Here is a 12414-nt window from a genome sequence, read left to right on the forward strand (position 1 = left end):
TTAAGTTGTTATGACTTGATTAAAAACATATACATATCTATAAAATGAGGATTGTGGACATGGAATCACCAGAGGTTTTTTTAAAAGAGCTTAATAGTGCTTTACGCAGATTACGTGGTGCATGCAATGTACTAGCTAATGATGAAATAGATAAAAAATTATTAGCTGTGATGCGACGCTTACTTTTAGCAGAAATATTAGGTAATGAATGGATAATTGCAGTCGGTGGCTCGCAAGGGGTTGGTAAAACAACTTTAATGTCTAAAATTTATGACTGTGGGGATTGGTTGCAAGGGAATGAAGGGCGCGGTGAAAAATTGCCAATTATGATTATAGAAACTGATGAAGTAAATGCACCGAAGGGCTATGTGAGGCGTTTAAAAAGCGGTCATAGTGAAAATCAGTTAATAGTAAAAGATGTACCTATTGATGTCGAAAATTTTAATCGAGTTATAACAGACCCTTCAGCAGAAGATTTACTCCCAGTCTTAAAAGTACCAAAACGTTATTTTAAGAGGGAGAATCAGTCTTGGCTACTTTTACCAGGCTATGAAAAACAAGATCGCGATAATAAAGATTGGCAAGAGTTAATGCGTCAAGCAATGATAGCTGCAGGCGGTTGTATAGTTGTTACAGACGAAACAAGAGTGGCAAATCAACAACAGCTTGATATTACAAAGGATATTCTTGCAAATGATTTAAAGCATTGCGAACCTTGCGTTGTTATATCTAAAACGGAGTCATACAAAAATGACTTAGATCGCCAAAATCAATTAAAAAATAGTGCGATGAACACTTTCAAAATAGATGAGAACCGAATTGATAAGCAGATTATATTGACTGGAACGGATGATTCTGATTACTGTGAAGAGTGGATGCCAAAATTACGAAGTATGATCGATGAACTAAATTATACAGGGCAATCGAATCGTGTTTTTCAAATTAATAATCTAGCACAGTTAATTGGCCGAGATTTAACTAAAGTTTTAAATAGTATTAGATCTAAGGCTAGGCTTATCTTTAATAGTTCTGAAGCAACAGAGAGTGCATTAATGTGTAAAGAGCTTCTAGGTGAATTTGATGATGCGGTTGCATCATTAAGAGAAGAGCACAAAAAAATTGCAAGAACACATGTAAACGATAACCTGAAAAATGCGACTAAGAACCTAGACAAAAAATTAGCTTCAGATCATGAAGGTTTGAAAAATTGGATTACTAGTGCGTTTGACAGCACGACTGAAATAAAGACAAAAGCACAGCAAACTGTTGAAGAAGCTTGGCAACAAGAAGGAAACAACTTTTTTTCTGGTTATGCTACTAAATTAAAAGGTTTGACTTTAGAAAAATTAGGAGCAGTAAACAATTCTGAGATAGAGATAAGTAAAAATGAAACTCCTAAGTTACCGAACACTAAAAAACTTATTGAACTTGGTTATGCTGGGAAATCAGGTCAACCAATTCAGTTTAAAGTATTAAGTGAAGAAATAAAGAACGACATCAAAATAGTACTAAGCCATAACGCTAATACCAGTAGCGAAACAAGTAAAAAACTAGCTGAAAGTGTAAGGTTGATACCTATTATTTCCCTTGAATATACAAGGTTGTCATACTCTGTGCCAAAATTGTTAGCTGATGAACTTAAATTAAAGATGAATGATAATGGTGAGTTAATAGAGCAGAGTGTGGAGGCAATTAGTAAAGGCGCAAATGAAGGTAGAAATGCTCTCAAAGCTGTCGCTGCTTTATTAGCTGTAGACGTGATTAGTGATGGTGATTCAGACATACTAGGTACACTTTTTGGTCATAGTAAAGATAAAGAATCTGAAACCAATTCGAATGATGATTCTACAAGCGAAGAATCAACCAGTGAGACAGAGGGCGGCAGTGTTCCCCCTGTTATGCTTCACCCTGCTGCCATTGCTGTTACTGCCGTTGTTGCTGCTTGCTATATAACAACCAAAGCTATATCAGGACTTAGGAAACAAGAGCAAGAGTTAAGTATTCAAGCACACTCTTTGCTTAATGCAATTTCCGATTCTCACTACGAAAACTTTTGCAGCAGTTTTGATGAAGTAATGCGCTCAGCAAGAACTAGATTAGAGTTTACTTTACGACAACGCTATCACTTAGATGAACACTTAATGCGTAAGGAAAGATTAACAAAGGCTTTAGCTGATGTAATTGTTTTATCAAATGATCTTAAAGCTGAAATTGATTCTTCAGCAAGCGGTTTAAATCCATTATTAGTTGGGCAAACTGCTGAGTATGATTAATGATTGGCTAACTGAATACTGGTCTGAGTTATACCTATCAAATTTGGGCTGGGCGTTTGATGCATACGAGCGATTAATAAGCTCTATGAGTCACGATATAAAAAAAACCTTATCGATGAAAGGAAAGCAGGTAGATCCTTTTGTAGTTGTTTTCGGCAAGACTCAAGTTGGAAAAACGACACTTCTTCTTGATTTACTCGGTATTCATTCAGATAAAATAAGTGATGTTTCCCAAGTACTAAGGGGAGGAAGAGAGGCTGGGAAGTCTGCCACTGCAACTACTATGGAATACTGTCGTTCTACAGGTGAAGATTGGGCTCTAACAATAAACTCTAAAAAAGAGTTCTTTGCTGCTGAGTCCGATATGATAATAGCTCTAAGTGATTTAAGAGAGAGTATGGAAAATGAAACTCAGTCTTTTAATTCTCCATGTATTGTAGATATACCAACACGTTTCTTTCCTATCGCGGCTAAAAAATGCGCTAATATACGTATTTTAGATTTACCCGGTGATAATCCTGCGAATGCTACAGAGCAAAAGCATGTATATGCTATGGCAAAAGCTTATCTCCCTTTTGCTGATTTAATTTTATTAGTTGGAAGGGGAGATGATTTGAGTTTTCTAAACTCAGAGGCTATGAGTCTTCCGGGGCTAGAAAATTGGCAAGCTATGCTGGGGCGTTTTCGTATAGTAACGACATTTTCTTATTCAGCTCAATCAATAAGAGACCTAATTCGTAAGAAAGAAGAAGTTAATATTAGTGATATTAGAGCGAGACTGATTGAGCAAATTCAGCGCTTTGGAGAGCTAAGTAATGAAGGTAAAAATCAGAACCTATTTTTCCCTCTTGAATTTGGAAATAGCTGGCAGAATCTAGAAAAGCAGGAACCTGTACTTTACAGAAAATTAAAACCATTAATAAATAGTCTTCGAGCAACATTAATTGTTGAAATACATGCTTCTGTATCGCCTCTTAGTCGTCTTCGTAATATGCTCGATAGTCATGTAAGAATCGAATATATTTATAAAAAGAAATTAGAGAGGTTGAAACAGGATGAAAAAAAAATCATCAGAGAGATTCAAGCTATTGATGAAGATGCTCAAATCTATAAAAAATTAAATGAACGAGAGCTTGAACAATTAAATAAAAAAATTAAGTTAATTGAGTACGGTACAAGTGAAAATTTAAAAAGCAGTATTAATAACTTGATAGCTGATAATAAAAGTGAGTGTCGCTCTAAAATTGATAGAAATCCAGAGGAAGAAAATGTTACTTCTCTCAAAAGGTTGATAGTTATTTATAAATCTCAATTGAATAGAATTGATTTAAGCCAATCCTTAATTATTAATAATAAATCATACAAGAGAGATGTTGAGAAAACTTTTATTGAGCCAAATCCTAACGTGATTAATAATGAGGTTCGATCTATTTTTGGTCAGGTGGAAAAATATTTAGATAAATACTTAATAAAAAAATACCTATCAAGTATAAACTACCACCATGATAAAAATAAAATAGAAGCGGCTAGGAGTAAATCAGAAGAGTTTACTCTTTCACAGTGGAGAAACTCTTGGATTAAAGCAATTGAAACATTGAATAGAGAACTTAATATTGAAAAAAGCCAACTTGAGACGAGTGTCTTGATAAATAAAGAAGAACAAAAAAAGCTACAAAAAGAATCTCATTTGAAAAAAGTTTTATTAAATAAGTTGAAAGTAAGAGTTATAAATACTGAAAAATTAATGAAGGAAGATATAACAAAGTTTGAAACTTTTATTAATATATTGAAGCAAGAGTATCATGCATCAATAACAAAGAAAATTGATGCATTTTTAGGTGAAGATGATGAATGTGATGCTTTTATGCAGTTGGTTTCATTTTATGAATTAAGTACTCAAAGAAAAGTGTTAGAGTTATTAGATACGGAAAAAGAGATTAAATTATGATTACAAATAGTGAGACTAATAAAGAAAAGCAATTAACTGATTTAATGAGAAGAATCGTTGAGCAACCACTAGCTCCTATTATCAATGATTTGGAAAAATTAAAAAATGATCTTTTATCTCTAGGGGATGCGCTAGAAGAGGCCAATGAAAAGCTGGATTTAGTGAGTACAGATAAAGATGAGTTACTAAAACAATTAACAAAAAAAATTTCACGTTTAGAAGAGCGTGTTTTAAACGATATAGCTAAAAATAGCGCAGAAATTATTAGTGACAATAAAGATTTAGTCGAACATCAGCAGTTAGTTTTTAATAAGTCTATTGAAGGTGCGGTGTCTGAAACAATATGCTCAAGTAATGCCGTTAAAGATATGTTGGCTTCTTTTGGTAACAAGATAGATGAGCGTCATAAAGAACTGTTAGATAGGAATGGTTGTTTAGATTCTAAGATTGATGCATTAGTAGATGGGTTAGAAGGCACTAATAATAAAATAGCTAAAATTATTGAAGAACAAGAGAAAACAATATTGGAATTGACTAGCAAAAATGATGAAATTAAAGGCCTAATATTTAAAGTTAACAAAAAGATTAATTTATTTTCACTCGTTTTATTAGTATCAGCTTTAATTGCTACCTCTTATTATTGTTTTCGAACACTTAGCAATTAACAGCTCAGAATGAAACTCCAATTCAGCGCCTCAAACGCACTCAACAAATACCTAAAAGCTGATTTACCTCGCTTACCACATGAACACGGTAAACAAGCGGGGGTAAATACCCTCATTAGCGATAGTAATTGTTTTAACTGGCAATTGCAGATTATTGATAACAGCTATAAGTCCCGTGAGAAAACAATCATTGTTTGCGAAGCGAATAGTCGCTTTACGTTCTTTATACCCGTAAATTTAAAGTTATCACAACAAGAATTAACTGAGCACTTACAATATGAATGGCAGTTAATGATGGCTGAAACGCTTGAGGTATATCGACTTATCCCTCGCAGCGATATTGCTACACTGCTAAGTGACCTTTCACAAATTGACTTTAGCCCACAATGGGTTAAGAACACTGATTTAAGCATCAGCGGCCATATTAACGATGCCGCAATTTGGGTTACACAAACACTACAGGAAGAGCGACTCCATAATCTACCAAGGGCCCTTGCTATTGAGTTAGCAGTATATTTAAACACTCAGCCAAAGCGTATTACGAATAAAGCAACGCGACGAAAAGAGAAGTTTATACCCATAGAGCGTTTATTAACTTATTGCCAATTGCTTGCCACTGCACGTCATCTGGATGATGGATCATCAAACGAAATAGTTGATACCAGTAATATCATTAATTTTAGTGATTATAAAAAAGATTAAAGCCAGCTAGATTAAATTTTCACAAGCTTGTGAAATTATATTTTCATAAATTTTTGTATAGCATTACAAAAAATAAAGCAGTACTAACAAACACCTCATTGTTAGTTAAATATTTAAGGAAGAAAATGACCCTCTCATTACAAAATTTTAATAGAGCCCTATCCGAAGCTGAGCAACTATTAGCATGCTATGAAACGTTAAATAACCATCCAGAATTATGCTCATATGATGTTTTAAAAAAAGCGAGCTTAATAATGACGTTAACAGCATGGGAAACCTATGTTGAAGATGTAGTAACTGAAATTTTTGATGCCAAATTTAGCTTAATTAAAGGTTCTCAATTTGGTCGCTTTGCAGAAAAACAATTACATGAACGATTAAAGTTTTTTCATAATCCAAATTCAAATAAAACCAAAAAGCTTTTTGAAGAGTTTTTTGGTGTAGATATTACCGAGCAGTGGATATGGCCAAACGTGTTACCAAAAGATGCCAGGGAGCAGCTGAATAAATGGATTTCTAAACGGGGCGAGGCCGTACATCGCGCACAGCTTGATACTACTCAACCACAAATAATTAAAAAAGATGAGCTTGAAAAGTGTTTGCGCTTTTTTAAAGCACTTGCACAAGCAACAGACAAAGCATTAGCAGTAATTTAAAGGAACAAGTAATGAGTTTACAAACAAGAATAAAAAAATTAATTGATCAAATTTCAGTAGGTATGCAGACACTAAAAGGACATACAAATAGTAATATTCGTTAATTGATATGGAGATTCCTCTCCCTAAAAATATGCACATTTTTCATTAAGCTTTAGTTTGATTTTTAAGTCTTGAGTTGTAAGACCAATATTAATTGAAGAAAATAATCAAGTACCTTAAAAGTAAACGAAACTTTTACTCATTATTTTATGGATACAAATATGTCAGGAAAAATATCGTTACCTCATAAATGCCCGAAATGTGGTGTTGCAGCCACAACTGCTTCTGAATTAGAAACAATTTTTGGTTACCGAAATCAAAAAAGTGGAGTGACTAATCAAAGTCAATGTAAAAAATGCAGATAGAACTTTATGTAATAAAGCCTAGTTAGCCAATATTTATTAGAAGAACAAGATTGTATTTTTAGAAGTTAAATTAAAGGAATTTATATGAAAGCGTTCGATCCTAGTGCATTTACAGCACCTAAAGCTAAACCATTACCTGTCATTCTTTTACTAGATGTTAGTACTAGCATGAGTGGTTCTTCAATTGAGAACTTAAACTCAGCAGTAAAAGAAATGGTTGTAGATTTTGCTAAGGCAGAAAAAAGTGAAATAGAATTGTTAGTTTCTATTATCACTTTTGGTGCTGAAGTTAAATTAGAATTACCTTATACATCTGCGTCAAATATAGAATGGAAGGATCTCCAGGTGAGTGGAGCTACTCCTATGGGGTCTGCATTTAAGATGGCAAAGTCTATGATTGAAGATAAAGAAACTACGCCATCACGTGCATATCGTCCTACTATTGTTTTAGTTTCTGATGGTGCTCCAAATGATGAATGGCAACGGCCCTTGCAGGCGCTCGTGAATGAAGGACGTTCTAGGAAATGTGACCGTATGGCAATGGCGATAGGAACTGATGCTGATAATAACGTTTTGAATCGTTTTGTAGAAGGCACTGAAAACGGGGTGTTTACAGCAAAAGAAAGTACAGAAATAAAAAAATTCTTCCAATTTGTCACTATGTCAATAACCACACGTACTGCATCACAAAACCCAAATTCATTGCCTACTCAGCAAGAAATTAAAGACATCTCTCCTGCAGCAAAAGCGCTTGTTGATTCTGTTGAAGAGTCAATGTCTGTGGAAGATAGTGAGTCTGATTTTATCTAGAATTTATTATTTTTAACCATTGAATACATTTTTGTATTCAATGGAAATTTCTCTTTATATTTTGGACGATTATGACAACTACCGTAGCAAATGAGATGAATTTAAATAAGGTATTGACTGCATTATCAAAACCAATTTCTCCAGATATATTTAAAAATATTTTACCAACAATCTCTCTTGAGAGTGGTGAATATCATTTCTATAAATTGACTCGTGTTTCTGTAGCTGAAGAACAAAGTAGTCGTCAATCACTGGAAAATATATTTAGTGTTATATCTGGGCTAGGGCTTAATGGTGTTTATATATTGGAAGGTGATGAATACGGGGTCAGTTTATATTTTGGCCTCGTACGGAATTTTTCACGTATTTCTGCACCTATGACAGCGAAGCTTGCTGCGGAAATGATTTTGAAGCCAAGCTTTGAAGGGAACTTTTTTGGCAGTGAATTAGTAGAACTTGATGATCAAAATAAAATTGTAGACTCCCTTAAAAATTATTCCCATGTTGGTCTTTTACAGGGGGCAGTAGGGGATCAAGAAGCAGGAGAAGCTTTAAAATATCAAAGTGTAGATACCATTATTAATATAATGATGGGTAAACCATTTGCACTAAGCATTACATACTCTCCTCTTCAACCCAGTGAAATAGACGAAATAGAAAACGGCTTACACGATGCCTTTAAACAACTTAGTTTATTAGCCAAAAATTCATTGCAACTAGCTAAAAATAGCAGTGCAAATGCCTCAGCTTCGACTAATAAAAGTCATTCTGATGGCCTAAATAATAGCCTTGCGAAAAATACCGGAAGCAGTGATACAGAGAATCATGGGAAAACAACTAAGAATTCTGAAGATGTTAGCGAAACGGGGGGCGATAGCCACACCAAAAGCAAAGGAGAAACTAACACAGAAGGCAGCAACCATAGTGATACTCAAGGTAGCTCAGAAAGTTGTAGCCAAACACTGGGGGCGAGTGAAACCCTAAGTTTAGAGGTTATCAACCCTCAAGCTAAAAAATGGGCAAGCTATATTGAAGATGTTTTATTACCTAGAGTTGACTATGGGCGAAGTCGTGGCCTGTTTGTTAGTAGTATTAGCTTGTTTACTAAAAGTAACCCCACGTTATTAGCGCTTGGAAATAGTTGTAAATCTATTTTTTCAGGTAATAGTAATAATTGCTATCCACTACAATTAGTCACAATCTCCAATAGTCAACAAGCTGTTCATGCTGCGCAGCAATTTCAAATTCCGATTGCGGACGTTGAAAAAAAACAAGTTAGTAACCCGCAATATAAAATGAATCATTGGCTTAAATCTCGTTGTATTTTTAATAAAAAAAGTTTGATGCTAGGTGCTGTTTATTCAACAAAAGAGCTTAGTCTAGTGGCGGGTATTCCGCAGGATGAAGTTGCAGGTATTGCCCTAGAGCCTAAGGTAACATTTGGTTTAAATCCTCCATACATTACTGAAAAAAGTGATCGTCTTACGCTTGGTAGCTTGGTGAAAAACTCTCACGTTTGTGAAGGGCACCCCGTTGCCATTAATAAAAATGAATTGAATAAACATGTGTTTATTGCGGGGGCTACAGGTAACGGAAAAACCACGACCTGTAAATATTTATTAGCAGAAAGTAAGTTACCTTTTTTGGTTATTGAACCCGCTAAAACTGAATATCGAGAGTTGATCACCGAATATGATGATTTGATTGTATTTACTATAGGAAGAGAAGATTTAGCGCCTATGAGGTTAAATCCTCTCGCACTCTTACCTAATGAAACAATTAATAACCGCGTTGATACGATTAAGGCTGCATTTATGGCTTCGTTTGATATGGAAGCTGCCATACCGCAAATATTTGAAGCTGCATTATACAAATGTTACGAAAATCTTGATTGGAATTTATGTTACTCCAAATATATGGGCGTTCAAGAAATAGCTATTTACCCAACACTGAGTAATCTATCTGCAGAAATTGACAACGAAGTTGAACGTCAAAATTTTGATGAGCGTTTAAAGAAAGATTATATAGCCTCGATTAAGTCAAGGCTTCAAGGATTGATGGTTGGTGCGAAAGGGCAAATGCTCAATTGTACTCAGACTATTGATTTTGATGCCTTACTTGATAAGAGAGTCGTTATTGAACTGGAAGAAATTCGTAATAATCAAGAAAAATCCTTACTGATGGGATTTGTTATTACTAATTTAATGCAGGCTGTTAAAAATAGGCATGAAAAAGACTCAAGTTTCAGGCATCTGACTTTAATTGAAGAAGCGCATCGGCTATTAGCTAACCCAAGCATTGCCGCTAGTAGTAATGAAAAATTAGGTGTCGAAATATTCGCTGACATGTTAGCTGAGATCCGTAAATATGGCGAAGGTTTAATTATTGTTGATCAGATCCCTAATAAACTTATGCCAGAAGTCATAAAAAGTACGAATACAAAAATTATTCATAAGCTGATTGCAAAAGATGATAAAGATGCTGTTGGTAACGGGATGGCATTGAATGAACAGCAACAAAATTACTTATCGCAACTAGATGTTGGCCATGCCGTTATTTTCAGCCAAGGCTGGCGACAATCTGTTCAGGTGAAAGTAAACCCTGGTTCAACCAATGCACTACCAGATCGCAAGCTTGTAATATCTAAAATCAAATCTGAACATGCTAAATTTTCATACGAGTTATTGAAGCGTATAGAGGATGTTGAATATTCTTTTACAACATGGCAAGCACTTTTGGAAAGTAATTTATTACCTGCTTACGAAAACGTTATTAGTTACGGTTTTGATAATAGTGAAAAAAAAATGGATTTAGCTAATAAAATTAACGTATTAATAGATCAAAGTATTAATTTAAGTTGGATATCACACTTCATTGCCGCCAATGTTTATTTTGAACAGAATAATGATGAATTATCAGATTGGCAAGAAGCCGTACATGCGATGTTGGAAGCTCAAAAAGAGCAAAAACCTTTTTCACTCCAGCAGTATAATTTAGATCAGTCGAATAGAAGGAAGATAATATGTTTGGTATAGGAGCCGTTTGTAGTGCTATTGGTGGGGCAATTAGTGCCGGTTGTAGCGCAATAGGAGGAGCGCTTGGTGCCGCATGTGGTGCAATTGGTGGTGTTTTAGGTCCAATGTTAAATATGAAAGGCGGAGTAATTACTACCGCCTTCAATATAATTGGAGGATTAGCTAAAGCTTTTAATATAATGCCTGTGCAAGCTAATATCGAAAATGACATGGTTGACCTTGGGGCTCGAGTAGATAAAAGTGATCTGAATTCGGAAGCTTTTTCTAGTGCTAAGGAATATATTGACCACCTGCGAAACAGCATTGAAATTAGTCGTGAAGAGATCAATTCACTTTCCGATGAAAAGAAAAATATACATAAAATAATTGGAGCTAGTTTACTTGCTAAGGGAGTTTCGGAAAATTATACGATGGATATACCGGCAACTTTTTGGGGAGAAGTTGCTTTGTCTGCTTTGTCTTCAGATCAGGTATATAAAATATTAGATGGTTATAAAGTGATAGGGATACCGGCTGATTTAAGATCTTTTACTGAGCGAAACCTATCGTTGGGGGATAACAAGTCTGTTTATAGTATTTTGGCTGATGCCTTAAAAAACGTTGACTCAGATAATGTGGTGAATACGCCGGAAGAGCTTATTATACAAAGAAATAGTGAATATAAAAAAGGCATTACCAATGCATAAGATATTGTTTGACAATAGTGGCAGCATGTCTGAATTAGGAAAAGAGCAGTTACTCATTAATACATTGCGATTTTGTCGTCAATATATTGAATTAAACAATATTAAAGAGTCTGTTGAGTATTATCAGGCAAGTAATGATATTGAGCATATTCAGTTCGAAAAAAACAACGACATTGTTATATCAGAGCCAGCAGGCCAAGCCTCTGGAAAAGTTATATCTGACTGGCTTAAGTCAAATAGTAATAATTTTATTTTATGGATAACGGACGGTTATACAAACTTCAGCGAAGAGTTACTGTTAAATTTATGTAAGAAATCAAATCTAATTATTGTCGCCTTAGGTTGCGATGCTGATATTGATCAGCTGAAACGTTTTCAATCTAGTCTGTTTCTCGTGGATAATTTAGATGCTGCGTTAGATCAATTTTTTATGCCTATTTCTAATGTGGCCGTACTGCCTAAAGTGGTTGAAGAAGCGGCAACTGAAGATGCATTCAGTGACGATGATGAATGGTAAATACTTAGGCTACTTTGGTCATAGCGAAATTGGACCAAGTCATGTTAAAAATAAAGTTAATAATCAAGATGCATGGTGTGTCAAACATTTTGACTGGGGACAAGTTATTGTCGTTTCAGATGGCGTTGGTAGTAAACCACTCTCAGAATTTGGTAGCAAAGCCGTATGCCAAGCGGTTATTAGACTTGCGCATCTTTGGCATGAAAATATAAATTATCAACCTGATATGTTGTTGAGTACATTTCATGAATATTGGATTGATGCACTAAAAAATAGAAACCCTAACCAATGTAGCTGCACAAGTTTGTGGGTGATTCACTGCCATGGTCTTATTTTTATGGCGCAACTGGGAGATGGGCTTTTATCGTTCATTAATCCGCAAGATGAAGTCGGTTTTTTAATAGATAATTTTAATGAAGTATCTTTTAGTAATCAAACGTTTGCTCTACAAGAAAAATATCATGAAAACCAATGGAATTGGAAGGTAAGAAGTGCTGAAGAGTTTACCTCTTTTTTATTAATGACTGATGGTATTAGTGATGATTTATTACAAGAACAAAAAACTTCATTTGTAAAAGGTGTTGTTGAGCGTTATTCGACATTAGATAAAGAGCAAGCAAAAGAAGAAATCCAATGGTGGCTTAAATCATGGCCAGTCCCTAATCATCAGGATGATAAAACTATCGCATGTATTTACACAGTGAAGGATTAATGC

10 protein-coding genes are annotated in these 12414 nt (G+C 34.8%); all 10 read left to right on the plus strand.

Annotation, left to right across the window (positions count from 1 at the left end; translation table 11 throughout):
- Positions 1–59: 59 nt before the first annotated feature.
- The 10 genes from ACHUE3_RS04605 to ACHUE3_RS04650 all read left to right on the plus strand — a co-directional run bounded on the left by ACHUE3_RS04605 (position 60) and on the right by ACHUE3_RS04650 (position 12411).
- The gene (locus ACHUE3_RS04605; protein ID WP_394190649.1) at positions 60–2273 is read left to right on the plus strand and encodes a hypothetical protein; all 2214 of its coding nucleotides are present in this window, start codon (positions 60–62) and stop codon (positions 2271–2273) included.
- Positions 2266–4221 carry a dynamin family protein gene (locus ACHUE3_RS04610; protein WP_394190651.1) on the plus strand — a complete coding sequence of 652 codons (1956 nt, stop codon included), beginning with the start codon at positions 2266–2268 and terminating at the stop codon, positions 4219–4221. Before ACHUE3_RS04605 ends, ACHUE3_RS04610 begins: the two co-directional genes overlap by 8 nt.
- A complete protein-coding gene (locus ACHUE3_RS04615; RefSeq protein WP_394190653.1) occupies positions 4218–4886 on the plus strand; it encodes a coiled-coil domain-containing protein in 669 nt (222 codons plus the stop codon). Before ACHUE3_RS04610 ends, ACHUE3_RS04615 begins: the two co-directional genes overlap by 4 nt.
- 9 nt (positions 4887–4895) lie before the next feature.
- Positions 4896–5588, plus strand: coding sequence for an amino acid adenylation (locus ACHUE3_RS04620; protein WP_394190655.1), 693 nt, complete (start codon positions 4896–4898; stop codon positions 5586–5588).
- 125 nt (positions 5589–5713) lie between these two features.
- Positions 5714–6244, plus strand: coding sequence for a HEPN domain-containing protein (locus tag ACHUE3_RS04625; RefSeq protein ID WP_394190657.1), 531 nt, complete (start codon positions 5714–5716; stop codon positions 6242–6244).
- Positions 6245–6735: 491 nt separating this feature from the next.
- Complete coding sequence (locus tag ACHUE3_RS04630; RefSeq protein ID WP_394190659.1) at positions 6736–7461, plus strand: vWA domain-containing protein; 726 nt, start codon at positions 6736–6738, stop codon at positions 7459–7461.
- 71 nt (positions 7462–7532) lie between these two features.
- A complete protein-coding gene (locus ACHUE3_RS04635) occupies positions 7533–10496 on the plus strand; it encodes an ATP-binding protein (protein WP_394190661.1) in 2964 nt (987 codons plus the stop codon).
- Positions 10484–11182: a hypothetical protein gene (locus ACHUE3_RS04640; protein WP_394190663.1), complete on the plus strand. Its 699-nt coding sequence runs from the start codon at positions 10484–10486 to the stop codon at positions 11180–11182. The genes ACHUE3_RS04635 and ACHUE3_RS04640 overlap by 13 nt, the downstream gene beginning before the upstream one ends.
- Positions 11175–11699, plus strand: a complete 525-nt coding sequence (locus ACHUE3_RS04645) for a vWA domain-containing protein (RefSeq protein WP_394190665.1) — start codon at positions 11175–11177, stop codon at positions 11697–11699. Before ACHUE3_RS04640 ends, ACHUE3_RS04645 begins: the two co-directional genes overlap by 8 nt.
- Positions 11671–12411, plus strand: a complete 741-nt coding sequence (locus tag ACHUE3_RS04650) for a PP2C family serine/threonine-protein phosphatase (protein WP_394190667.1) — start codon at positions 11671–11673, stop codon at positions 12409–12411. The genes ACHUE3_RS04645 and ACHUE3_RS04650 overlap by 29 nt, the downstream gene beginning before the upstream one ends.
- The last annotated feature ends 3 nt before the right edge of the window (positions 12412–12414 follow it).

It is taken from the genome of Pseudoalteromonas atlantica (genome assembly GCF_043641955.1).
Taxonomy (GTDB): Bacteria; Pseudomonadota; Gammaproteobacteria; order Enterobacterales; family Alteromonadaceae; genus Pseudoalteromonas; species Pseudoalteromonas atlantica_A.

Excerpts from the sequence above, each read along its gene's own strand:
- ACHUE3_RS04605 (WP_394190649.1), top strand. The coding sequence starts at position 60 with ATGGAATCACCAGAGGTTTTTTTAAAAGAGCTTAATAGTGCTTTACGC.
- ACHUE3_RS04610 (WP_394190651.1), top strand. The coding sequence starts at position 2,266 with ATGATTAATGATTGGCTAACTGAATACTGGTCTGAGTTATACCTATCA.
- ACHUE3_RS04615 (WP_394190653.1), top strand. The coding sequence starts at position 4,218 with ATGATTACAAATAGTGAGACTAATAAAGAAAAGCAATTAACTGATTTA.
- ACHUE3_RS04620 (WP_394190655.1), top strand. The coding sequence starts at position 4,896 with ATGAAACTCCAATTCAGCGCCTCAAACGCACTCAACAAATACCTAAAA.
- ACHUE3_RS04625 (WP_394190657.1), top strand. The coding sequence starts at position 5,714 with ATGACCCTCTCATTACAAAATTTTAATAGAGCCCTATCCGAAGCTGAG.
- ACHUE3_RS04630 (WP_394190659.1), top strand. The coding sequence starts at position 6,736 with ATGAAAGCGTTCGATCCTAGTGCATTTACAGCACCTAAAGCTAAACCA.
- ACHUE3_RS04635 (WP_394190661.1), top strand. The coding sequence starts at position 7,533 with ATGACAACTACCGTAGCAAATGAGATGAATTTAAATAAGGTATTGACT.
- ACHUE3_RS04640 (WP_394190663.1), top strand. The coding sequence starts at position 10,484 with ATGTTTGGTATAGGAGCCGTTTGTAGTGCTATTGGTGGGGCAATTAGT.
- ACHUE3_RS04645 (WP_394190665.1), top strand. The coding sequence starts at position 11,175 with ATGCATAAGATATTGTTTGACAATAGTGGCAGCATGTCTGAATTAGGA.
- ACHUE3_RS04650 (WP_394190667.1), top strand. The coding sequence starts at position 11,671 with ATGCATTCAGTGACGATGATGAATGGTAAATACTTAGGCTACTTTGGT.